A 22,461-nucleotide genomic window follows, 5' to 3' on the forward strand; every position below is an offset into this window, starting at 1 on the left:
TTTGAGTATGCGCTGGGAGGAACTGACTGGGGATCGCTTCCCCGAGGCCGTCAAGGAGTGCGCGGGCGTGTGCCTTATACCCCTCTCGGTGATAGAGCGCCATGGGCACCACCTACCGTTGGGGACCGATATGTACATAGGCCGCGAGATAGTCAACCGGGCCGCGGCGATCGAGCCCGCCATCGTGTTCCCTGACTACATCTTCACGCAGATTCCCGAAGCGCGCCACCGAGCGGGCACCATCAGCATAGATCCAGACCTGATGGTCAAGCTGCTGGACAACGTCTGCCGGGAGGTGGCCCGTAACGGCCTGCAGAAGATCGTGCTCGTGAACGCCCATGGGGGCAACTTCGGCTTGCTGGCTCTGTTCAACATGCTGCCCCTTTACAGCCCAAGGGACTACGTGATCTACATCGTGCAGACCCTGGGTCCATCTATACCTAAGGTAGAGGTGCCGTGGGAGCCTTCGGCAGATGGGCATGCAGGGCCCGGGGAAACTAGTATGGTCCTGGCCATACGTCCCGACCTGGTGCACATGGACCAGATCCCAAGCGATGATGAGGGCAGAGCTCTAGGGAGGCTGCGGTCGTTGCGCGAGGCTGGCGTGACGACCGGTGTGTGGTGGTACGCCGACCACCCCACGCACTACCAGGGCGATGCCCGCTTGGCCACGGCGGACGCCGGCGACCGCCTGTTGCAGGCCCGTGCCGAGGCGGTGGCCAGGGCGGTGCGCGCCATCAAGGCCGACGACGAGGCCAAGCGCCTGCAGGACGAGTTCTACGCGGCCTCTCAGGCGCCCTTCTAGAGGGCCGTCCACTCTGGTCGAGGCTGAGGAAGGAGGTCGAAGGTATGCAGCGTGTAGCTTTATTGGGATTGGGAGTGATGGGTAGCGGTATGGCCCGCAACCTGCTGAGGGCCGGCTACCCTCTGACCGTGTACAACCGCACTCGTGAAAGGGCTAGGCCGCTCGAGGAGGCGGGAGCCAAGGCGGCCAGCACTCCCCGGGAAGCATCCGAGGGAGCTGACGTCGTCATCAGCATGGTCGCCGATGATGCGGCCTCCCGTGCGGTCTGGCTGGGCGAGGACGGCGCCATGGCTGCCGTTGGTGCCGGCGCGGTGCTGATCGAGTGCAGCACCCTCTCGACCGCTTGGGTGGCGGAGCTGGCGGAGATCGCGCGGGCCAAGGGCTGCCAGTTCCTCGATGCCCGGTTACCGGGAGCAAGCCGCAGGCCGAGGCCGGAGAGCTAACCTTCCTGGTGGGCGGAGATGCGCTTGTCCTGGACAGGGTCCTGCCGGTGCTCAAGTCCATGGGGCAGACCATCCATCATCTGGGGCCGACAGGCAGCGGGGCGACGATGAAGCTGGTCAACAACCTGCTGGTGGGCGTGCAGGCCGCTGCTCTCGCAGAGGCCCTGCACCTGGCGGAGAGCGCCGGACTAGACAGCTCGCAGGTGCTGGACGTATTGAGCGCTGGGGCTGTCGGGAGCGGCGTGATGAGGATGAAGGGCCCCAAGATGCTCTCCCGCGACTACGACACGCAGTTCGCCCTGCGCTGGATGCACAAGGACCTCACCTACGCCCTCGATGAGGCCGTGGGGCGGGTTGCTCCCTTACCGTTAGTGGCCGTGGCGCGCGAGATGTATAGGATGGCTCTCGCGAGAGGCCTGGGCGATAAGGACTTTGCGGCCATCATAGAGGTCATTAGGCAGCAATAGGATTCTCCAAGGAGATAAGTCATGACCCTACAGCACGACAACATAGAAAACCTGCCCGGACGGACGGGCGAACCCACTAGCTTCACCGGCCAGACCCGGGTCCAATTTCTAGCCTCAGGACAGCAGGAATCGGTAGGCGTGGCCAGGGTGACCTTCGAGAGGGGAGCGCGCACCTTCTGGCACGTGCACAGCGGCGAGCAGGTGCTGTACTTCCTCGAGGGCCGCGGCCGGGTGCAGGTGCGCGGCGAAGAGCCCGTGGATGCCTCTGAGGGAGACGTCGTGCGCATCCCCGCGGGGGTCGAGCATTGGCACGGAGCGCACCCGGAGGAGGAGCACAGGATGCGCCACCTGGCGATCACCTTCGGTAGCGTCACCTGGCTGGACCCCGTCTCGGACGAGGACTACCAAGGCGGTTCCCGTTAGGGGAGATAGGGGCGGCCTCTCCCAGGGATATCCGCCCTATGCCTGGGCGCTACTGCCCTGCCACCTGGTCAGCCTGCTGAGCTCGTAGGTGCGATGGGCTAGGGAGCGTATGCTCTCTTTGCCGAAGCCCACCACGCAGGTGTGCAGGGTGTCGTGAATAGGGGCCGTCCACTTCTCGGGCAGCTGGTGGGCGCCCAGCATCGTGCCGATCACCGAGCCCGCCGTCGCGCCGTTGGAGTCCGTGTCCTGCCCCAGCTGCACTGCTATAGTGATGGCCCTCTCGAAGATGATTGAGGCAGGGTCCGCGCCGTTTCCCCAGCCGTACATGAGGGACGCAGCGACTATGCAGGCATTGTTGATCGCCCCTGCAAAGCCGTACTTGCCGAAGCGCTCTTGTATGAGCCTGCCCATGTCTTGCCAGCTGGTGCCCGACTTCACCCAGTCGATGGTCTGCTCTATAGCCTCGCGAAGCCTGGAGCGCCTGGGGATCTGGGAGAGGCCCACGCGGATGGCCTGCTCGATATCCTGGCAGGCGAAGGCGCCGGCGATCATCGCGGCTACCCACATCGCTCCATAGATGCCGTTCTTGCGGTGGGTGAGATAGGCATCCTTCCATGCCAGGGTTGCAGCTAGCTCGGGATTTCCTGGGCAGATGTAGCCGTACACGTCTGTTCGGATCTGAGCTCCTATCAGCTCTTCTCCGGGATTGAGGTAGCTCGTGACCTGTTCCAGATCGATCTCCTCCGGGTAGTGCTCCCCCACTGCCGTGGCCAAGTTCAGGTAGACCGAGTGCTCGGGCCCCCAGGTCCACATGAACGGGATGGACTCCAGCCAGTTGAGCCCCACGTCCAGGGTAGTAAATCTTAGGCCGTGCCTCTCAAGGAGCTTGATTGCCAGGCACATGTAGTTGAGGTCGTCGTCCTCCTGGGCGTAACGCACGAAGCCGCGCATGCTGGGCACACAGTCCCGCCTCAGTATCCTACCGGTGCGCGACGTGGAGGGCACGTAGTCGTCCAGCGGGTAGGCGTCCGCGCCCTCCAGGTAGTCCCGGATCTCGTCCTGCCCGTACCCCACCTCTAGGGGTTTGCCCAGGATGCAGCCCACCACGCGCCCCAGCCAGCCACCGTATATCCTGTCCTCGATCTCCTCCTCAGATAAGTACATGCTAGGTTGAGGTGTGGGCTCCCTCGCTGCCCTTATTCCCTCTAGATCCGAGGGTTCTTGGTAGGGCCACTCAGCCTGCATGGGGAGGCTTCCCAAGTACTCATGCAGTCGCATCAGCTCCTCTGGATTGGATCTGGCCGCCTCCCACCGTTCCATCAATCCATCGACCACGAAGCCCTGCAGTGCACGTGCTTCTATAGCTTGCCGCACACGCTCGGCTATCACACTAGTTGGCAGCATAGGTCACCTCTCTTCAAGATCGTGCAGTTATGTTGATGATAGACTCTAGAACCTTACTTGGGCTCCCGCTCGTTAGCTCTAGCTCAGATCCGGGTAGGCATAGCCTCAGCTTGGTGCCGGCGTCCGCCCCCCATGCCTTGAGGCTTGCCGACTTGCCGTCGGGATGGACGTGTAGCTCCGCGCTCACGCACCCGTGCCAGGAGGGCAGCTCATGGAAAGCCAATCTGGCACCTGGTGTAACCCAGCTCTCAGGCACGCCCGCGAACAGCAGGAGCTCATCCTCCGTATCCTCCAGGAGCACTGCCCTCTGCAGCAGCCATAGCTCTGCCTGTGACCACCCGTGTGGGGCTATGCTGTCCACTCGATGGCAACCACGGAGATGTGGGATGAGCGTGACGCCGTCCGTGGCGTTCTCGGTCCCAATGCCTCCTCCACCCTCCCTCCAGCCGTACAGCCCAGGCAGGTCCTGGTGATTGAGCCTGTAGTCCAGCACCTGCCAGGCGCGCTCCCGCTGCCCCAGCAGCAGGGCGTTGTGGGCCTGTGCCAGCTCGAAGTACAGCCAGTAGGGTTCGGGCAGGTAACTCCCATCCTCGCTCTTGCGGTGCCTCTCCCACCATTCATCCAATGCCCTGCTGGCGATAACCCTGGCTTTGGGGCTGGTCCACACCCGGCAGGGCCAGAGCATGCTGTTGACCGTGCGCTCCTGCATGAGGAGCTCGGGGTGGGACTCGGCATAGACCAACAAGGCCTCCGTTAGAGATCGGGCTTCTTGGAGGTACGTCTCTGCGTCTTTGCTGAAGCCAAGTGCTGATGCCGCGAACGAGGCCTCCCTAAGTCCACAGATAGCCCAGTGATTGACCCAACCTATGGAGTAGGACACAGCGTGATCCATGTTGCCCATGATCAGACCATAGGCGCTGGGCAGGCAGACCACCCCTAGGTGCACCTCCGCCTGCATCTTGGCAAGCACTGGTGTATCCGTGGTCACCCTGATAGGTGTCTTGGCCCTGCGCATCCGAAGTATCCAGTCGACCTTTCTCTTGATAGCAGGATACTGCTCGCGTAGCCATTCTAGGTCGCGCGTGGTCCTGTAGTGCTGGACCAGGGCCCATATGCCCTGTCCAGGAGCATCGCCTTCGGCCCCAAAGCCCCCGAAGAAATCGCGTCTTGCGCAGAACTCGGTGGCTTTTCGCGCGAGGTCGTGCATGCCTGCCAGGTCCAGGCAGCGCATGATGAACACACCATCTCTGAGCCACGGCAGCGGATAGAACAGGGGCGAGATGCGTACCTGGTCGCCCACCATAGCAGTGAGCATGTGCACGAGTCCGGCACGGAAGGCCTCCCTGAAGCGGGCATCGGGCACATCTATCTGTATTCCCTCCAGCCGTTCTCTCCACCGCTCCAGGTGACTCCTACGTATATCCTCCCAATCCTTAGAACGTATTTGGGTATCGACCGGCAGCTCCCCCCTCAGAGCGCTCCTAGGGTGTAGGGGGCACTGCAGGTGAAGCCTCCAGGTATCGCCCGGTCCGAGACGTAGGTTGTACCTAGCAAGCGCGTAGCACCATCCGTCCGCGTCGGTCGCCTCGGTGGCGAGCGGTACCTCTCCCCTCATGGCCAGGGGAGAGGGGTCCCCGACGCCGCATCCGGCGGCATCTGGTGTTGGAGACAACACCAGCAGCGCTCTGCCTTCTTGGTCTAAGCAGGCTGCCTGTTTCAAGTCAAGGGCGAGGCAAGTGAGCGGGCTGCCAGCGGGCCCCAGGGAGCGCAGGGCCACAAACAGCTCCAGCTGCACTGCCCCCCCGCCGACGTTGGTCATCTGGATGGTGCCGTGCACCACCTGCGATTCCTCCCCGGATTCCTGCAGGAGGGAATGGCGGACACGGACGCCATCGCACTCCACGTCACAGTGCAGTAAGGGCAGGTAGCCCTCTTCCCAGCTCCAGCGCAGCACCTCCAAGGGAGCAGTCTCGGGGGCGAAGAATCTGGTCTCGCTCCCGTGCACCCTCAGCCACCAGGTGACCCCAAAGGTGTACATGCCGGGCGAGAAGCTGTTGCCTGGCTCCACCACCGTCTTGGTGGCCTCGGGCGCGCCGGGCTCCCCGAGGAACACCCTGACGTCGGATCTGGGAAGGATCCAATCCGGATGTTCTTTGATGGCTTCAAAGGTATCTGTGGAGGCCATATCCTCTCCTGGGGATCTTACTTGTATATGCTTGAGAGTTTGTCGCTCATCTCTGCTGAAGCTGCCTCTCCTCCGGCCGCCTTCCACTTCTTGACGAAGTCGTCGAACGCTGCTGCCGCCGATTTCTCCGAGCTATCTCGCACTATCTTGAGGAAGGCTCTGGTCTGTAGGTCGTTGCCGGTGTTGACGAACTTACCCCATTTGGGAGTCGTAACGCTCTGGCCGTAGCTGGGTATCTGGTACTTGCCCTGGTTCTGCCACATCTGCCTGTACCACTGCTTGAAGGCCTCGCTCTTGCCGTAGAGCAGCTGGAAGTCCTGCCATTCCTGTGGCACCCATGTAACGATACCGGATGCCAGTGGGTGTGCACCGGTGTCCCCTAGGTTCTTGGGGAACCCATCCTTGGTACGTTGTGGCAGGAAGGTTATCTTGCCGTTCTCCTCCTTGTAGTCCCTGCCAGGGATGCCCAGCACCGTGAGCTTTATACCCTCCTCGCTCAGCAGGTAGTTTATCACCTTGGCTGCACCCACGGGGTTATTGCCCCTCAGGTTACCCAGGATCGTGGTCCCGGCGTACTGAGGCTCGCTGGTGTAGCCGCGGTGCCCGGCGTTGTTGGTGGGAGCTGGCAACAGCCACTCCTTGTATCCCTTGCCACCCAGGTCCATGTCGTTCTGGATGCGTCCCACGTGGCCACCACCATTGAATATCAGGGCGGCTCCTTGGCCGGATACGTACAGGTCGCGCGCCGTGGTCGCTCCGCTGCCGGTGGACCAGGACACGGGATTCACCAATCCCATAGCGACCATCTTGCGGAAGAGCAGCAGCGCCTCCTTCATCTGCGGCTGTATGGCTGCGTACTCCCAATGATCGTCCACCTTAACCCACCCAGTATAGGGTATACCGTAAGCGCCGGCAAAGGCGCTCAGCAGGCCGTTAACTCCGCCCGAGCCGTTGAATAGCACTCCCTTCTCGCCGCGATCGATCGCCGTCTTGAGGAACTGGAAGAGCTCGTCAAATGTGTCTGGCGGGGCCATGCCATATTTATCCAACAGGTCCTTGCGCACGTGGATCAACCCAAAGTTGGGGTAAGTGCCCTTGCCCCAGAATATGGGCTGTTGGTAGATCTTGCCGTTGATCTTCAGCTCCGCCAGCGCGGGCTGCTCGTTGTACTCTTTTATGACGTTTGGGGCCGCGTCCGCGACCTTGCCCTCGAAGGCCGCGATCACGCCCTCGTTGGCCCACTTCTCCAGGAGATCGGGCGCGGCCGGCTGGAGGGCCATGATGTCTGGGATCCTGCCAGTGGCTATGCTGGCGTTGAGCCGCTGGCCGTACACCGAGCCGTCGATCTGCTGGAGCTTGATCTGCACTCCTGTCGCCTTCTCTATGGCCTGCAGGATAGGGTCGTTGTCTCCGACCACAGTAAGGGGCGTCCAGATGGTGACGCCGCTGCTGCTGGCGTTCCTGGCGCAGCCGTAGGTCCCCCCTAGCGTCAGGGCAAGCCCCGCCGCCGCGCCCATCTTCAATACTTGTCGCCTGGTCATCCTGTATCCGTTGTTTTCTGTCATGGCTTCCTCCTCCTTAACCTTTGATTGAACCTATTAGAATGCCTCTGACCACGTATCTCTGAAGGAACGGGTAGAAGAGCAACGGTGGTACTATCAGCAACACGGCCATTGCCGAGAAGACCGATTGTGGTACAAGAGATACGTTCACTCCTAGCTGCTGCAGCTGCAGCTGCCCTGAGATCCCGTTGCGCAGTATCACCGTAGCGGGGTAGAGGTTGTCCTGCACCAAGACGCTTGGCCAGAAGTAGTCGTTCCAGTGTCCCAACCCGTACAGCATGGCGAGCGTAGCTATGATGGGCTGTGAGGTGGGCATCACTATCCTCCAAAACACCGTGAACTGTCCCGCGCCGTCCACTAGCGCTGCCTCTACCACCTCGTGAGGGTACTCCCTAAGGTAGGCCATGGCGAGAAACACCAGGAAGGGTGAGACCAGCCCCGGCAGGATGAGCGCCCAGAACGTATCAAGGAGCCCCAATGCGTGTACCACCAGGAAGAAAGGTATGATCCCTCCGCCGAAGAACAGTGGGATCGCAAAGAATATGATCAGGGACCTGCGAAAAGGTAGGTGAGCTCTGGAGAGTGTCCAGGCTGCCATCATGGTCACCAGGACGTTCAGCAGGGTGCCTATGACCGTCTTGAGCACCGATATCTGGAAGCCATGCAGCAGTGCTGGTGTAGCTAGGATGATACGGTAGTAATCTAGCGTGAAGCCTGATGGAAGCAGGTGGAATGGCTGGCTCATGTAGTTGGCATAGGGCATTACCGAGATGAAGAGGATGTACAGGAACGGGTAAGCAGTCACTACTAGCAATACCAGCAGCACTAGTACTATCAGGATTTGGTCCAGACCAATTCTTCTTCGAATCTTGAGCATGAATGTGACCTCCGGTTGACTAGAAGAGGCTCCGATTGGAGAGCTTTCTAACTAACAGGTTGGAAGCTATTAGCAGGGAAAATCCTACTACTGCTTGAAATAGCCCAACCGCGGCGGCTAAGCCGAACTCCGCCTGCCCAAGGCCTAGTCGGTAGGTCAAAGTCTCCAGTATGTCGGCTGTGGAGTACACCGAGGGGCTGTACTGCACGATTATCTGCTCGAAGCCGGCGTTGATCAGGCTGCCACAAGCCAGCACGAAGAGCACCACCATTGTCTGTGCTATTCCGGGCAGGGTGACGTACCACATCTGCTGCCAACGGTTGGCGCCGTCTACGACGGCTGCTTCGTATAGTGTGGGATCTATAGCAGCTATGGCCGCTAAGTAAAGTAGTGCCCCAAACCCTACGCCCTTCCACACATCCTGAAAGATCATCGTCCATAGGAAGAGGATCGGGTCCGTGAGGAAGAGCAAGGGCTTGATGTCAAGGAGTTTGTGCAAGATGCCGTTCACTGGTCCGTCCGGGGACAGGAGCTCGGCGAATATAGCTGCTACCACCACCCAGGACACGAAGTACGGCAGGAGTGTGGAGGTCTGTATGATTCGCTTGAACCATCGGTAATGTAGCTCGTTGAGCAACAAAGCAAGTATCACCGCCGAGGGAAAGCCAAACAACAGCTTGAGAAAGCTGATGGTCACCGAGTTACGGAGCGCTGCCATGAAGAACGGGTCGCTGAAGACCCTCTCGAAGTTAGCCAAGCCCACCCAAGGGCTGCGCAGGAACCCCAGAAAGGGATCGTAGTCCTGAAAGGCCACAACTATGCCGAACATAGGCCCGTAGCTGAATATGAGCACGGCGAGTAAAGCAGGTAGGAGCATAGTATACAGGGGCCAGCTCCTGCGAATAGCCTGCCAGGTGGTCTTGCCAGCCATCGCCCCGCTCTCGGCAGGCGCACCAACGCCCAGCGCCTCCAGCCGATCGGGCCTATCGGTGGTAATGTTCATGATCTCCTCCGCACCTTAACGCTACAAGTGTTCACGTCTTGGCTTAATAAGCTAGCCCCATCCGCCGGAGGTGACAATGGGCTTTGTGTAACAAACGTTTGACTTTTTTTAACAGATGATGAAATAAGCTAGTGCTGCCTGCGATGCAGTCGGGCGTAGTCGCCGGGAGCGTGTCCAGTGCGCCGCTTGAAGAGGCGCGAGAAGTAGCTGGTGTCGTAGCCCAATAGGTGAGCTACCTCGCTCACCGTGAGGTCGGTGTAACGCAGGTACTCCTGCGCCCTGGATATCCGCAGGTTTATGAGGTATTCGCTGGGGGTCATGCCGGTCTGCTGGGCGAACACGTGGCAGAAATAAGGCATACTGAGACCTATCTCCTGGGCCACGCCGGAGACCGTGACGTTCTTCTCCAGGCGGTCCTCCATGATCTCGATGGCACGATGCACGAGATCCCGCCTCCAGCCCTCGCGGTCGTCCCTGCAGGCCTTGGCCCTGTTGAGGTGGCGCGCGAGGTTGGCGATGGTGTTGGCTATCGTGCCGAGCAGCGCCGCGGCTCCCTCCATCTGGGATGTGGTCTTGTGGGGGGACCTATCTATGGCTGCCTGGTATTCCTCCCAAGGTATGTCGTGCTTGGCTGCCCATCGCTTGTGCCAATCCAGGTCGAAGATGTCCTCAAGGATCACGTACTGGGTCATCACCTCACCCACCGGGTGCCCATCCACTACTACGGGCGCTCTGGCCTGCCCAAGAGTGTTGTGGAAGGTCTTGTGGATGTAAGGCTCGGTGTGGTCCGGGCTGCTGATGGGCGCGACGGCTGGCGTCCTCCTGTTCCAGGTCCTCCACCCCAGCACGTTCCCCACCAGGAACCACAGCTCGGGCTCTCCCTCGTAGTTGTGCCTGATGCGCTCCCAGAATTGGGAGAAGCGAGGCTCGTCCAGGTAGTACTCCATCAGAGGCAGGGAGACTTCCAGCCCGCAGAGCTTCTTCATGCTCTCCGATATGTCCCACACCATCGCCGAATCTATGAGCTCGAATATGTCGGGGATGGGGGTTCCTGATAGCTGCATGGGATTCCACCTGGAGAGATTGCGTTCATACACCGCCAGCCTCGCAAGCGAGGTGAACTGGGCGATCCCTCCGGGATTTCCAATAACGCGTACGGAGTGGACCCGCACTGGATCGAAGGTGAGGGCATAGGTCTCGAAGGGGCGCCTCTCGCCCCGCCGGTCCCTGAAGTCGTAGTTTGGGGTGATATTCAGGTTGTTCGCTTGGGTCCAGTGTGACCTTTGATCCGTGCGCACCTCGACTCTCAGCGAGGTCCACCATCCCCCGTCGCGGTAAGGAAAGCCCATGGTCATCTCTATACAGTTACAAATCACCGGGTGGGGGAAGGTGATGCAGTACCAGTCAGGACCTTGGGATTCGTTCCAGCCATCGAACGTATCAAAGGTGTTGGCACCACTGAACTCTGAGAGGGGCTTACCGTGCAGGCGGTGGGCGCTGTCGTTGAGCAGCACCTTAGGATCACGCGCGCCACCGCCACATGGATCGGCCACAGAAGCCTTGATCCTGACCCCTGGCAGCAGGGCCAGGTTCTTGTCGGCCCTTGGAGATGTTAGCTGCCCCACCATGGCCATATACCTGCATCCTCCCTAAAGTAAGTTGTAGCATCCATCGAGAGGACAGGCAATACCGGGTCATGGTATCTGAAGCCTCTCCTTTAGTAGGGCTTTGATTTGTGGCCAGTCCTGGTCTGTGATGGCGTACACGACGGTGTCGCGCACGTAGCCATCGGGCATGATCATGTGCCGCCGCAGCACGCCCTCGCGGACAGCTCCCAGCTTCTCGATCGCCCGCTGGCTGCGGATATTGCGGGAGTCCGTGCGCAGCTCCACCCTGATGGCCCCTAGGATCTCAAAGGCATGCTGCAGCAGCAGGTACTTGCTCTCGGGATTGATGCGTGTGCCCCAGTACTGAGGGGATATCCAAGTTGATCCTATCTCGAGCCCACGATCCTCCGGCCTGATGTTCATGTAGGTGGTCACTCCCACGGCCTGCCCGGTCGCGAGCAGAACGATCGCGAAGGGCACCATCGCCGGCGTGTTCCTTAAGTGCGATATATAACGCTCCATTGACTCCAGTGTGAGTTCCTGTGGCTTGTTGCGCATGTAGGCTAGGGATACCAGGTCGCAGTGCTCGAGCAGATCGAGGCCGTGATGGCTATCCAGGGGCTCCAGCAGCAACGCATCTCCCTGCAGCTTTGTGGGTAGCACTACAAATCGCTCTTGCAATCGTGGTAATCCATGATCTTTACAGCCCACCTCGGTTGATTATATCAAATTTCCTTATCACCAGGCGCATTACAGTCTCCGACCTATACACACATATATACAAACAAATTCTATTAAGCTATTGATTTCACCCCATTAATTATTTTAAAAAATGTATGTACTTAAATACTTTCTATATGTATACTAGAGTATACATTCTCACATTTGTGTTACATATGGACCGTATATATAAATTTAATGCAAAAAGACTGCTGTTTGTGGTGGTGTTGTTGCTCATCAGCAGTGCTTCGGGAGTGCGCGCCCATGAGGGTGTAGTTGGCCCAGGGGATAGGTCCACAAGGTCGAGGGGAGACGTGCTTCGGGGCACGACAAGGCAGGATGAATTGTTTGGCTATGCTGGGAATGATAGGTTATATGGAGGGGCTGGGAGAGACAAGATCTACGGTGGAATGGGCAACGACTACCTGGTGGGCGGTCCTGGGAATAACCTGCTCAACGGTGGATCGGGAAGAGATGTGCTGCAGGGTGGGGTCGGTGCCGACATCCTATATGGCAGCTATGGCAATGATCTAGCCTATGGTGATAGGGGCACCGACTACATTTACGGTGGCCCTGGTGCCGACGTCTTGGCGGGGGGCAGCGGTTATGATGTGCTCATAGGCGGTCCCGGTGGAGACATCATCACCGCTGGGGATGGACAAGATGTCGTGCTACCTGGTTCCGGAGCCGACAGGGTATACGGACAGGACAACAATGATCTCATTTTCCTCCACAGGGATGCCTCGAAGGACTACGTATATTGCGGCCCGGGCTATGACACCGTCTACATCTGGGACAGCAAAGACTACATCGCCGATGACTGCGAGGAGCTGCAGGTGCTATACATGGTTGACGGCGGCCGGCAGCCATAAGGCTGCAGCTTCTATCCTTCGAGACCCTCAGCCTATTGACTCTCTGGTATACTAGAATTATAATAGCTCCAGGTATGTGGTATGCCACATGCCTCTAGGGAGGTGAGAGATCATCATGAGTCAATCTGAGAGTAGTGTGAAGCCAGTCGATCTGTTTGAGGCGGTGGAGCGGGAATCGACCCTCGCGCAGAGGGTTGGTCAGCAGATCCAGCAGGTCATAGTCCAGAACCGCCTCAAGCCCGGCGATCGCCTGCCATCTGAGCGCGACCTGGCCGAGCGCTTCGGCGTGAGCCGCACCGTGATCAGGGAGGCCGTGCGCTCCCTCATGGCCAAGGGGATACTGGAGGTGCGCGCCGGCAGCGGCACGATAGTGCGTGCTCCCTCCACCAGCTTCCTGTCGGACTATCTCGAGCTGTACCTCTCGATGCGATCGGGCAAGTTCGATTACCGAAAGGTGGTAGAGGTGAGGAGGCTTCTGGAGGTCGAGATAGCGGGTCTCGCCGCCGAGCGCCGTACCGAAGAAGACCTGCATAATCTCGAGCAGATATTAGCGCAGGCCGAGGAGCATCTGGATGACCCAGATGCTTTCGTGGAGCTCGACGTGAGGTTCCACTCTGCCCTGGCGCAGGCTACGCACAACGAGCTGTTCCTTGTGCTGCTCGAGTCCATCGCCGGCGTGATGGTGCAGGTGAGGTTGTTGGGCCTGCGTGTACCCGGCACGCCTGCGAGGGCGCTCTCTTACCACCGCGACATATACGAGAACGTCCTAAGGGGCGACCGTGAGGGTGCCAGAAGGGCCATGGACAGGCACATGGACGAGGCTGAATCCACCATGCGGGAGGCTATGGCCGGTGAGGCAGCGGAGTAACTCCAGCAACATCAGGATCGCCGTTGCCGGTGCGGGCTTCTGGGCGCCCTACCAGATATCTGGTTGGCTGGAGCTTGAGGGTGTGGAGATATGCGCCATATATAATCGCACCCGCGCGAAAGCTGAGTTGCTGGCCTCACGCTTCGGCATACCGGCGGTGTACGAAGATCCCGAGAGGATGCTGCTGGAGGCCCAACCAGATGTGCTCGACATAATCACCAGCCCGGATACTCACGAGGAGCTGGTGGAGCTCGCCGTGGCCTGTGGCGTACCGGTGGTGTGCCAGAAGCCGATGTCGACGTCGCTGGAGTCCGCCGAGCGGATGGTGGAGAGAGCTAGGTCGGCTGGAGTGCCATTCATGGTGCACGAGAACTGGCGTTGGCAGAGGCCTATCAGGGTGTTGAAGGAGCTGCTCTCCTCTGGGGTCGTGGGTGCCCCCTTCAGGGGCAGGCTGGAGTTCAACTGTTCCTTCCCGGTATTTGACAACCAACCGTTCCTTCGGGAGTTGGACAAGTTCATCATCACGGATGTTGGTAGTCACGTATTGGACGTGGCACGCTTTCTCTTCGGTGAGTTCGACTCCATCTACTGCAGGACCCAGCGCGTGCATGGGGACATCAAGGGGGAGGATGTCGCTACTATCTTCCTTGGGAGTGGGGACCTCACGTGCATCTGTGAGCTGAGCTATGCCAGCAGGCTTGAGCACGAGAGGTTCCCCGAGACCTACATCAGGGTGGAGGCTGAAGGAGGATCCTTGGAGCTGGGTCCTGATTACTGGGTGAGGGCCACGACCGAGGAGGGCACTCACTCTAGGAGGTGTCCACCCAGGGTGTATCCCTGGGTGGATCCTGCCTACGCGCTTGTTCACTCGAGCATCGTGGACTGTAACCGCGATATACTAGCCGCCCTGAGGGGTGAGCGCAGGGCGGAGACCGATGCCGAGGATAACATCAAGACGGTCAGGTTGGTGTTTACCGCTTACGAATCAGCAAGGAGGGAGGAGGTAATCAGGCTGTGAGTATAGGTAGTTTGCCCCGCAGGACGGTGGGGGAATGGGAGGTCAAAAGCTCTCAAGAGTATGAGAACCCCTTTGTGGATGTTGAGGTCACCGGTGTCTTTATCTCCCCATCTGGGCGCGAGCTGCGGGTCCACGGCTTCTACGACGGTGATGGCACCTGGAGGGTGAGGTTCAATCCAGGCGAGGAAGGTAGATGGACCTACAGGATAGAGTCCTATCCTGAGGACCATGAGCTTAGAGCGGAAGGCGAGTTCGAGGTCCTGCCCAGCGATGCCCGAGGGTTCCTTAGGTCCGTTCCCGCAGAGGCTTGGGGCTTCGTGTACGAGTCGGGAGAGCCGGTGTTCATCCTGGGGGATACGGTCTACAACCTCTTCGGCATGGCGCATTGTGGAGCGGACGTGGATGCTTTCCTCGAGAGGAGGGCGTCACAGGGGTTCAACCTTCTACGGGTGCGCGTGCCCGTCAGCCCTTTTCATCCGCCAAAAGGGTACAGCGACTGGCAAACCCGGCGCACTTGGCCCTGGGGCGGCAGCGAGCAGGCGCCGGCCTTCGATCAGTTCAACCTTGAGTACTTCTCCACCGTCGATAGGGTAATTCGCAAGGTTGAGGAGCTGGGCTTGGGGCTCGAGGTCATAATGGAGGCTTGGGGATTTGAGTTCCCGTTCAACAGCCGGCACATCTTCGTGCCGGAGTGGGAGGAGCTGTGGATGAAGTACCTGGTGGCCAGGTACGATGCCTACAACTGCGTCTACTTCTGGACGCCCATGAACGAGTACGAATTTTACCCCAACGGTGACTGGCACTACAAGCCCACTGCAGACAGGTGGGCTATCAGGATAGCTAGGTGGCTACGTGCCAACGCCCCCCATGGGCACATCATAGCCTTGCACAACGGTCCATCTGATCCTCCGTTCGCGCGCAGGTTCAAGTCGGACCCTAAGGCAATAGATACCATCATGTTTCAGTTCTGGGGTACTACCGGTCGGGACGACTCCTGGCTGGCGGCCGGCATAGAAGATAGGATAGCTTACTCTTTCGACGGTTGGTACGGCACGGCGATCTTTGCTGAGTACGGCTATGAGCGCAACCCTGATCTTCCTTTAAATATACCCGGTCACGAGTTCTGTGATCCCGAGCACACCCGCCGGGGCGCCTGGAGGGGGGCGTTCTGTGGGCTTGGGGTTATACATGGGTTTGAGAACTCCTGGGGGCCCTTCATGGTGCTAGAGGAAGATCAGCCAGGGCTTGATTACCTGCTGCATTTGCGAAGGTTTTTCACGGAGTTGGTACCTTTCCACGCGCTTAGGCCGGCTGAGTATCTGGTCGTTGCGGGGGATTTGGGCTACGGGGGCAAGCCCCTGGCGTTAGCATCCCAGGACCACGGCACGATAGCTGTGTACCTTCCAAGGGGTGGGGAGTTCCGGCTTTGTGTGGAACCCAGGGGAAATCCCAAGTGGTTTGATCCTCGTACCGGCAAGACGGTGGAGGCGGAGATCTCCCCCGGCGGTGGGTGGCTGCCCCCTCAACCAGGGTCAGCAGACCGTCCGCACGACTGGGTGTGGTTTGCTAGAAGTGAAGGATAGGAGGTGATGCTATAGGGGTAGTGTGGCGATCTCTTTTGGGGTGGATCTAGGTGCAGGAGTTCTTCTAAAGGAGGAGAGATGCGATATGAAACTACTAAGGCACATAGTCATCCTTTTAATAATGCTGTTAGTCTCCGCTTGTGGGGCTCAGCAGACGCCCACCACTACTGGTGGCAGCTCGCCCTCACCATCGCCTTCTCAGGCTTCAACCTTTCCAAGCCCATCTCCAACCTCTGGGTCTACAAGTGGGGGGTCCAACACTGGCCAGGTAGTGCACCTGAGGCTCATGACTTGGCTGGATGCCTCGGGCAAGGCTCTCACTTGGAACGAGCTGTTGATAGCCTTGGTCCTTCTCAATTCCGAGAGCGTGAGAACTGTACCCTTGGGGTTGCTCAACTTCCAAGGCCAGTATTCCTCACAGATCACGGACCTGAACGCGGGGATACTGCTGTCCATACTGCCGATAATCTTGGTCTTCCTGGCCTTTCAGAGGTACCTGGTAGCAGGTCTGACCGGTGGGGCACTGAAGGAATAGGATATAGCGCATGAGGGCTTTGGCTTCCGCTCCGGGTAAGATAATCCTGTTTGGGGAGCACGCCGTGAACCGGCGGCAGCCGGCGGTGTCCGCTGCGGTCGATAGGCGGTCTTATGCCCTGGTTACCTTGGGAGGAAGATGCGTGGAGCTTGTGTCCTGTGGTCAAGTGGAACGCTTGTCCGCAGAGGGCTCCGAGCTTTTCGCGTGCGAGTGGATGCCCTCAGGGGGAGCAACGACCTCTACAGCATAAGGGACTTGGTACGTGAAGACTTCTTTGCGCCTGCCAAGTACGTGCTCTCGATTCTTTTAGAGCGTTTGGGCCATGAATGCGACTGCAGGGTGGAGTGGCGTTCGTTCATCCCTATGGGTTCGGGCTTGGGGTCAGGAGCGGCGGCCAACGCAGCCATGGTGGTGGCGTTGGCGAAGGCTCTTGGGCAGGAGCTGCCCCCTGCGGAGGTGGCGACGCTTGCATGGCAGGGAGACGTGCTGGCGCACGGAGGCGTGGCCTCCGCGCTGGATAGCAGTGCCTGTGCTCTCGGTGGGTGCGTGTTGGTCTCCGAGTCGTCACCACCAAGGACGCTTGGGGGTGTGCTCGAGCTGCCTATCGTGGTTGGTGATACAGGGGTCCGGGCTAGCACGGGCGAGGTGAACACTAGGGTTAGGGAGATGCTAGCTGCCCGGCCCTATATGCGGATCCTGTTTGAGGAGATAGGCCTGCTCGTCGAGCGAGCAGTGCCCGCGCTGGAGAGGAGAGAGATAGATACTTTGGGACGCCTGATGCATATGAACCATCTTTTGCTAAGGGAGCTGGGGGTTTCTTGTCAGGAACTGGAGCGGTTGGTGGATGCCGCCATAGCTGCGGGGGCCTGGGGAGCCAAGCTCTCTGGCTCGGGAGGGGGTGGCATCATGATAGCTCTAGCTCCCAGGGAGCGCGTGGAAGCGGTGGTGCGGGGGCTGGAGCGGGCCGGTGGGCGCCCTATGGTACTCAGGGTAGGCGTGGAGGGGGCGCGACCGGAGCCTGCACATATTTGGGACGAATTGGAGAAGGAGACTTTGTAGCATGCTGATTCCTAGGGGTAGAGTAGTTGATCTTACGCACGTACTGCTGCCGGGCAAGGAGCAGTACACCCTGGAGGTGGCGCGCCGCGGCGAGCGTCATGGCAGGGAAGGCGACATAATGAGCGTGGTGTACATGTGGTCTCACGTGGGCACTCATGTGGAAGCCCCGCTGCACTTCCTGTCGGACGGTGGCGATACCGCCAGCATACCTATCGAGAGGCTGATGGGTCCTGCCATAGTGCTTGATTTCAGGCACAAACAGGTCAACGAGCCCATCACGCTGGAGGAGATCAAGGCAGCGGGAGAGGTGCGAGAGGGCGATAGGGTGCTCATCATGACTGGTAGGCATGGTCAGTACCGTACTCCCCAGTCGCACGACAGGCCTTACCTCTCGGAGGAGGCAGCTAGGTGGCTGGTCCAAGACCGACGGATCAACTGCCTGGGAACTGATAGCTCGGGCTACGAGGTGCGTGGCGTGGACCACTACCCAAACCACCGCTTGTTCAACGAGGCAGGGATACCGGTGATAGAGTGCCTGACTAACCTGGTGGAGCTGCGTAGGCAACGGGTGTTCCTGATAGCTCTACCCCTGCCGGTGGTGGGCCTGGATGCCTCGCCGGTGAGGGCTATAGCTATAGAGCCGGAGGCAGAGGATGAGTTCTGGGATTAGGTTGGGTGCTGCGCTCTTCAACGCCGACCACAGCCGGCTGAGAGAGGAGCTAGCGAGGGTGGAGGCCGCTGGCCTGGATTTCGTGCACCTGGACGTGTTCGATGGGCACTTCGTGCCCGACCTGGGCTTCCCCCCGAGGACCATCGAGCACCTGAGGCCCCTGACGCACTTGCCCTTCGAGGTCCATCTGGCCGCTGAGGAGCCACTCCGGTTCGTGCCTGCGCTGGCGGAGGCGGGGGTGGACCTGCTGCTCGTGCACGTGGAGAGCGTTAGGCTCGTGTACGAGGCGGTGTTCGCGGTAAAGGAGGCTGGCATGCGTGTGGGCTTGGTGCTCGGCATGGGCACTCCCGTCGGCGCTCTAGAGCCTGTGCTGCCCATGCTGGATGCCGTGCTCCTGCTTGCCAGGGTGACTGGTGAGGGGGCCAGGGGGGCTAGCTTCAACCCGCTGGTGATCCCTAGGGTGAGGCGGGTGCGAGAGATGCTGGATCAGGCGGACGTGGACCTACAGGTCGCTGGTGGGGTGCGCAGGGAGCATGTGCGCGATCTGGTGGTGGCTGGGGCGTCGTCTCTGGCGTTAGGAGGGGGCATCTACAGGGTGCCCGACATGGGTGCCGAGGTACAAGCGATTCGCCGAATCTTGGCAGGGGAGGCAGGGTATGTCGGCTAAGCACAGGTGGAAGGTGTTGATAGGCTCTAGGTCCTTTGGCAAGGCCGATCCTTCGCACATCAAGCTACTAGAGGAGGCGGGCTGCGAGGTGGTGCCGAACTCCGTGGGACGAGCCTACAGGGAGGAGGAGCTGCTGGAGATCCTACCTGGGATGGACGCGATCATTACCGGTACGGATGAGCTCACCGCCCGGGTGATAGAGGCGGCGCAGAGCCTGAAGACGATCGCCAAGCACGGCGTGGGCCTGGATAACATAGACCTGGAAGCCGCCAGGCGGAGGGGGGTAGTGGTGACCGCCACACCTGGGGCCATCCACGACTCCGTGGCCGACCTAACCATAGGGCTCATCATCGCCGTGGCCAGGCAGATCGTGCCCGCCCATAACTCGACGGTGGCGGGGGAGTGGCGCAACTTCCTGGGCATGGAGCTGCGCGGGAAGACGCTGGGGATCATAGGCCTGGGGAGGATAGGCAAGGGGGTGTGCCTGCGCGCGCTGCCGTTCGGGATGAGGGTGGTGGCTTATGACCTCTATCCGGACGAGGAGTTCGCGCACGCTCATGGAGTTAGGTTCGTGGGGCTGGAGGAACTGCTGGCTACCTCGGATGTGGTCACCCTGCACGCTTCCGCCGATGCCGATGGCAGGCTGCTGGGCAGAAGGGAGATAGGGCTTATGAAGCCTGGGGCTATATTTATCAACACCTCTCGTGGTAAGTTAGTGGATGAGGGAGCGCTCTACGAGGCGCTGGACGGCGGCAAGCTGGCCGGAGCGGGACTGGATGTGTTCGAGGAGGAGCCCCCCAGAGGGCCTCTGTTGAAGCTGCCTAACGTCGTCCTGACGCCTCATATAGCGGGACAGACCAAGGAAGGCATGCTCAGGATGGGGGAGATGACTGTCGAGAACTGTCTTCGAGCCCTGAGGGGCGAGGAGCCACTGTACAGAGTAGTTTGAGGGGGGGAATATATGGTAACCGATAAGTTACAGCTGCATGGCAAGGTGGCGCTCGTAACTGGCGGCAGCCAGGGGCTGGGCAGGGCCATGGCGGTGGCGCTGGCGGAGGCCGGGGCGGACGTAGCGCTCTGTGCCCGCAGTCGAGAGAGGCTGTGCGCCGTGGCGGACGAGATCCAAGCTATGGGCAGAGAGGCATTGGTGCTGCCGGCGGATCTGGCTGACGTCGACGCCGCTAGGCAGGTGGTGGACGAGGTGGTTGATCACTTCGGGCGGATCGATGTGCTGGTGACCTCGGCTGCCACCCAGCTCCGGAAGCCCGCGCTCGAGGTCACTCCCGAGGAGTGGGATAGTTTGGTGGCCGTCAACCTTCGCTCGGTGTACTTTACCTGCCAGCGGGCAGCCCAGCACATGATCGCGCGCGAGGATGTGCCCGCGGGTGCCTCCAGGGGCAAGATCATCAATATAGCTTCCCTGACCTCCGTGGGTGCCTGGCCTGATGTGAGTGTGTACGCAACCACCAAGGGGGGCATACTGCAGATGACCAAGGCTTTCGCTTTGGAGTGGGCTAAATACCGTATATGCGTGAACGCCATAGGTCCTGGTACTTTCCACACGGAACTTACGGATGCCCTCTACTCTGACCCCGAGCGGGCCCAGAGGATAGTGTCCCGCATACCTCTGGGGAGGGCGGGGGTGCCTGAGGATCTGGCCGGAGCGGTGGTATATCTGGCGTCGTCGGCGTCGGACTACGTCACCGGCCAGGTGCTGTGGGTGGATGGAGGTTTCATGCTGATGGGGGCTGGCATATGAACACCAGGGTAATGCTCTACGGCAGCGACCGACCACTGCCCCAGAGGCACTCCCTCTCTGCTGGGCCTCTGCGGCTGGTGTTCGAGGATGGGGACCTGCGCTACATTAGGCTTGGGGGAATCGAGGTGTGGCGTAGGGTGTACGTAGCCGTGCGTGACAGGAACTGGAACACTATTCCTGCCACCATCTCCAACCTGGATGTGGTGTCTGGGGATGGCTGGTTCCGCGTGCGGTACGACGCTGAGCACCGAGTCGGGGACATAGATTTCTATTGGAGAGCCAGTTTCGAGGGTGATACCAGCGGCAGGATAACCTGCGAGATGGATGGGGTGGCCAGATCCACCTTCCTGCGCAACAGGATAGGGTTCTGCCTGCTGCACCCTGTTAGGGAGTGCGTAGGGGCCAGGGTGGAGGTCGAGCACGTGGATGGCTCCGTGGAGCATGGGGAGTTCCCTAGGGTGATATCGCCCCACCAGCCCTTTATGGATCTCAAGAGCATCTCCCACGAGCTGCCCGGCGGTGGCTGGGCTAGGGCTGCCTTCGAGGGCGATGTGTTCGAGATGGAGGACCAGCGCAACTGGACGGATGCCTCCTTCAAGATCTACTCTACGCCCCTGGCGCTACCCTTCCCCGTGGAGGTGACCGCTGGCACTCGGATACGACAAAGGGTCACGCTCTGGCTCGAAGGTGGTGAGGTCTTACGGCAGTCCATCGCTCGGGAGGTGGGGCGCGTGGAGATGGCGCTCTCGCGAGCGAGCGGGCGGGTGCCCGAGTTGGGGCTGTGCCTCCCGAGCGATGGCAGGGCGCACTCCCCACAGGAGGTCGACAGGCTGCGGGCGTTGGCCCCCTCGTATCTGCGAGCCGAGCTCTGGATGCGTGACCGATGGCGGGACGAGCTCGCGCGGGCGCTGTCGCTGGCGGGGGCGCTGGGCTGCCGTCTGGAGCTGGCGGTGTTCGCCCCGGAGGAGGCCGGCTGGGCGCCCGCGCTGTTGGACGCGGTCGGGCCACACGCTGCCGACGTGTCTAGAGTGCTGCTCTTCCACGAGGAGGACAGGATCTCCAGGACGGATCAGCTTGAGTACCTGCGGGATGAGGTCCGCAGGAGGGGGCTGCGCCTGCAGGTGGGCGGCGGGACCGACGCCTACTTCGCTCAGCTCAACCGCAACAGGCCGGATCCCGTCGCTCTGGAGTGCGTGTGCTACTCAGCCAATCCCCAGGTGCACGCCGAGGATAACTCCTCGCTGGTCGAGAACCTCGAGGGCCAGCTGTACCCCGTGGTGAGCGCTCGGGAGATATTCGATGGGTTGCCTGTGTTCGTGACGCCTCTGACCCTCAAGCCCAGGTTCAACCCCGCGGCGACCGCTTCAGAGCCGCCGGCGCAGGAGGGAGAGCTACCCTCACAGGTAGACCCTAGGCAGATGTCGTTGTTTGGGGCGGCGTGGACCCTGGGGGCACTGATCTATCTAGCGTTGGGTGGTGTTAGCGGCGTAACCTGCTATGAGACCGTAGGTTGGCTGGGCGTGATGGAGCGCGAGGCCGGATCTCCGCTGCCCGATATATTTGGATCTGTGCCGGGTGGGGTGTTTCCCCTGTATCATGTGTTGGCTGACTGGTGCGAGTTCGCCGGTGGGGAGTGGCAGGAGGTGAGCTCGAGCGATTCCCTGGCGGCGATCGGGATCATGCTCCGCCGCGGGGGGAAAGCGGCGCTGCTCGTGGCCAACCTGCTGCCCACGCTTAACAAGATCGCGATCAGCGCGGAGGATCTGGATCTCCAGCTGAGAGTGCTGGATCAGAAGAGCTACATGCGGGCCGTGACCGATCCCGAAGGCTATAGAGAGTCGGAGTGGAGACGCCTGGCCAAGTGGGATGGCAGGTTCGAGCTCGAGCTTGGACCCTACGCCGTTGCTCGGATGGACGTAATCAGCTAGATATGA

The 22,461-nt window shown here is 60.4% G+C and carries 20 protein-coding genes and 2 pseudogenes; 15 read left to right on the forward strand and 7 right to left on the reverse strand.

Translation table 11 applies throughout. From position 1 onward, the window contains the following. Window positions 1–7 precede the first annotated feature (7 nt). The 3 genes and pseudogenes from N2245_RS04515 to N2245_RS04525 all read left to right on the forward strand — a co-directional run bounded on the left by N2245_RS04515 (window position 8) and on the right by N2245_RS04525 (window position 2,138). Window positions 8–805 carry a creatininase family protein gene (locus N2245_RS04515; protein WP_494535539.1) on the forward strand — a complete coding sequence of 266 codons (798 nt, stop codon included), beginning with the start codon at window positions 8–10 and terminating at the stop codon, window positions 803–805. A gap of 95 nt (window positions 806–900) precedes the next feature. Continuing rightward, window positions 901–1,715 (forward strand): annotated as a pseudogene (locus N2245_RS04520) (NAD(P)-dependent oxidoreductase); the annotation flags it as partial. A 21-nt stretch (window positions 1,716–1,736) separates the two neighbouring features. Beyond that, a complete protein-coding gene (locus N2245_RS04525) occupies window positions 1,737–2,138 on the forward strand; it encodes a cupin domain-containing protein (RefSeq protein WP_494535540.1) in 402 nt (133 codons plus the stop codon). Between the two features lie 36 nt (window positions 2,139–2,174). Here N2245_RS04525 and N2245_RS04530 read toward each other — a convergent pair whose 3' ends face one another. From N2245_RS04530 to N2245_RS04560, 7 genes are all read right to left on the reverse strand, one after another. Continuing rightward, window positions 2,175–3,542: an ADP-ribosylglycohydrolase family protein gene (locus tag N2245_RS04530; protein WP_494535541.1), complete on the reverse strand. Its 1,368-nt coding sequence runs from the start codon at window positions 3,540–3,542 to the stop codon at window positions 2,175–2,177. A gap of 13 nt (window positions 3,543–3,555) precedes the next feature. Beyond that, window positions 3,556–5,727 carry a hypothetical protein gene (locus N2245_RS04535; RefSeq protein WP_494535542.1) on the reverse strand — a complete coding sequence of 724 codons (2,172 nt, stop codon included), beginning with the start codon at window positions 5,725–5,727 and terminating at the stop codon, window positions 3,556–3,558. Between the two features lie 17 nt (window positions 5,728–5,744). Beyond that, window positions 5,745–7,292, reverse strand: a complete 1,548-nt coding sequence (locus N2245_RS04540; protein WP_494535543.1) for a substrate-binding domain-containing protein — start codon at window positions 7,290–7,292, stop codon at window positions 5,745–5,747. 13 nt (window positions 7,293–7,305) lie between these two features. Continuing rightward, window positions 7,306–8,166, reverse strand: coding sequence for a carbohydrate ABC transporter permease (locus N2245_RS04545; protein WP_494535544.1), 861 nt, complete (start codon window positions 8,164–8,166; stop codon window positions 7,306–7,308). Between the two features lie 19 nt (window positions 8,167–8,185). After that, window positions 8,186–9,169, reverse strand: coding sequence for an ABC transporter permease (locus N2245_RS04550; RefSeq protein WP_494535545.1), 984 nt, complete (start codon window positions 9,167–9,169; stop codon window positions 8,186–8,188). A gap of 128 nt (window positions 9,170–9,297) precedes the next feature. Beyond that, window positions 9,298–10,803 (reverse strand): helix-turn-helix domain-containing protein, encoded by a 1,506-nt coding sequence (locus tag N2245_RS04555; protein WP_494535546.1) that lies wholly within the window; start codon window positions 10,801–10,803, stop codon window positions 9,298–9,300. 60 nt (window positions 10,804–10,863) lie between these two features. Beyond that, window positions 10,864–11,439, reverse strand: a complete 576-nt coding sequence (locus tag N2245_RS04560; RefSeq protein ID WP_494535547.1) for a GNAT family N-acetyltransferase — start codon at window positions 11,437–11,439, stop codon at window positions 10,864–10,866. A 233-nt stretch (window positions 11,440–11,672) separates the two neighbouring features. Here N2245_RS04560 and N2245_RS04565 point away from each other — a divergent pair, with 233 nt between their 5' ends. The 12 genes and pseudogenes from N2245_RS04565 to N2245_RS04620 all read left to right on the forward strand — a co-directional run bounded on the left by N2245_RS04565 (window position 11,673) and on the right by N2245_RS04620 (window position 22,455). Then, complete coding sequence (locus tag N2245_RS04565; protein WP_494535548.1) at window positions 11,673–12,368, forward strand: calcium-binding protein; 696 nt, start codon at window positions 11,673–11,675, stop codon at window positions 12,366–12,368. A 115-nt stretch (window positions 12,369–12,483) separates the two neighbouring features. Further along, complete coding sequence (locus N2245_RS04570) at window positions 12,484–13,236, forward strand: FadR/GntR family transcriptional regulator (RefSeq protein ID WP_494535549.1); 753 nt, start codon at window positions 12,484–12,486, stop codon at window positions 13,234–13,236. Further along, the gene (locus tag N2245_RS04575) at window positions 13,220–14,254 is read left to right on the forward strand and encodes a Gfo/Idh/MocA family protein (protein WP_494535550.1); all 1,035 of its coding nucleotides are present in this window, start codon (window positions 13,220–13,222) and stop codon (window positions 14,252–14,254) included. Before N2245_RS04570 ends, N2245_RS04575 begins: the two co-directional genes overlap by 17 nt. Continuing rightward, window positions 14,251–15,837 carry a glycoside hydrolase family 140 protein gene (locus tag N2245_RS04580; protein WP_494535551.1) on the forward strand — a complete coding sequence of 529 codons (1,587 nt, stop codon included), beginning with the start codon at window positions 14,251–14,253 and terminating at the stop codon, window positions 15,835–15,837. Before N2245_RS04575 ends, N2245_RS04580 begins: the two co-directional genes overlap by 4 nt. A gap of 85 nt (window positions 15,838–15,922) precedes the next feature. After that, window positions 15,923–16,372, forward strand: coding sequence for a hypothetical protein (locus N2245_RS04585; protein ID WP_494535552.1), 450 nt, complete (start codon window positions 15,923–15,925; stop codon window positions 16,370–16,372). Window positions 16,373–16,382: 10 nt separating this feature from the next. Continuing rightward, window positions 16,383–16,487 (forward strand): annotated as a pseudogene (locus N2245_RS04590) (mevalonate kinase); the annotation flags it as partial. 23 nt (window positions 16,488–16,510) lie between these two features. Next, window positions 16,511–17,431, forward strand: coding sequence for a mevalonate kinase family protein (locus N2245_RS04595; protein WP_494535553.1), 921 nt, complete (start codon window positions 16,511–16,513; stop codon window positions 17,429–17,431). 1 nt (window position 17,432) lies between these two features. Continuing rightward, window positions 17,433–18,101, forward strand: coding sequence for a cyclase family protein (locus N2245_RS04600; RefSeq protein ID WP_494535554.1), 669 nt, complete (start codon window positions 17,433–17,435; stop codon window positions 18,099–18,101). Next, window positions 18,085–18,768, forward strand: coding sequence for a ribulose-phosphate 3-epimerase (locus N2245_RS04605; RefSeq protein ID WP_494535555.1), 684 nt, complete (start codon window positions 18,085–18,087; stop codon window positions 18,766–18,768). Before N2245_RS04600 ends, N2245_RS04605 begins: the two co-directional genes overlap by 17 nt. Continuing rightward, window positions 18,758–19,717, forward strand: coding sequence for a phosphoglycerate dehydrogenase (locus N2245_RS04610; protein WP_494535556.1), 960 nt, complete (start codon window positions 18,758–18,760; stop codon window positions 19,715–19,717). The genes N2245_RS04605 and N2245_RS04610 overlap by 11 nt, the downstream gene beginning before the upstream one ends. 12 nt (window positions 19,718–19,729) lie before the next feature. Further along, complete coding sequence (locus N2245_RS04615; RefSeq protein WP_494535557.1) at window positions 19,730–20,527, forward strand: SDR family NAD(P)-dependent oxidoreductase; 798 nt, start codon at window positions 19,730–19,732, stop codon at window positions 20,525–20,527. Beyond that, the gene (locus N2245_RS04620; RefSeq protein ID WP_494535558.1) at window positions 20,524–22,455 is read left to right on the forward strand and encodes a D-apionate lactonase family protein; all 1,932 of its coding nucleotides are present in this window, start codon (window positions 20,524–20,526) and stop codon (window positions 22,453–22,455) included. The genes N2245_RS04615 and N2245_RS04620 overlap by 4 nt, the downstream gene beginning before the upstream one ends. Window positions 22,456–22,461 lie beyond the last annotated feature (6 nt).

This window comes from Thermobaculum sp. T2p (assembly GCF_059335935.1).

Coding starts and splice junctions, on each gene's coding strand:
- N2245_RS04515 (WP_494535539.1), top strand. CDS start 8: ATGCGCTGGGAGGAACTGACTGGGGATCGCTTCCCCGAGGCCGTCAAG.
- N2245_RS04525 (WP_494535540.1), top strand. CDS start 1,737: ATGACCCTACAGCACGACAACATAGAAAACCTGCCCGGACGGACGGGC.
- N2245_RS04530 (WP_494535541.1), bottom strand. CDS start 3,542: ATGCTGCCAACTAGTGTGATAGCCGAGCGTGTGCGGCAAGCTATAGAA.
- N2245_RS04535 (WP_494535542.1), bottom strand. CDS start 5,727: ATGGCCTCCACAGATACCTTTGAAGCCATCAAAGAACATCCGGATTGG.
- N2245_RS04540 (WP_494535543.1), bottom strand. CDS start 7,292: ATGACAGAAAACAACGGATACAGGATGACCAGGCGACAAGTATTGAAG.
- N2245_RS04545 (WP_494535544.1), bottom strand. CDS start 8,166: ATGCTCAAGATTCGAAGAAGAATTGGTCTGGACCAAATCCTGATAGTA.
- N2245_RS04550 (WP_494535545.1), bottom strand. CDS start 9,169: ATGAACATTACCACCGATAGGCCCGATCGGCTGGAGGCGCTGGGCGTT.
- N2245_RS04555 (WP_494535546.1), bottom strand. CDS start 10,803: ATGGCCATGGTGGGGCAGCTAACATCTCCAAGGGCCGACAAGAACCTG.
- N2245_RS04565 (WP_494535548.1), top strand. CDS start 11,673: ATGGACCGTATATATAAATTTAATGCAAAAAGACTGCTGTTTGTGGTG.
- N2245_RS04570 (WP_494535549.1), top strand. CDS start 12,484: ATGAGTCAATCTGAGAGTAGTGTGAAGCCAGTCGATCTGTTTGAGGCG.
- N2245_RS04585 (WP_494535552.1), top strand. CDS start 15,923: ATGAAACTACTAAGGCACATAGTCATCCTTTTAATAATGCTGTTAGTC.
- N2245_RS04595 (WP_494535553.1), top strand. CDS start 16,511: ATGCGTGGAGCTTGTGTCCTGTGGTCAAGTGGAACGCTTGTCCGCAGA.
- N2245_RS04600 (WP_494535554.1), top strand. CDS start 17,433: ATGCTGATTCCTAGGGGTAGAGTAGTTGATCTTACGCACGTACTGCTG.
- N2245_RS04605 (WP_494535555.1), top strand. CDS start 18,085: ATGAGTTCTGGGATTAGGTTGGGTGCTGCGCTCTTCAACGCCGACCAC.
- N2245_RS04610 (WP_494535556.1), top strand. CDS start 18,758: ATGTCGGCTAAGCACAGGTGGAAGGTGTTGATAGGCTCTAGGTCCTTT.
- N2245_RS04615 (WP_494535557.1), top strand. CDS start 19,730: ATGGTAACCGATAAGTTACAGCTGCATGGCAAGGTGGCGCTCGTAACT.
- N2245_RS04620 (WP_494535558.1), top strand. CDS start 20,524: ATGAACACCAGGGTAATGCTCTACGGCAGCGACCGACCACTGCCCCAG.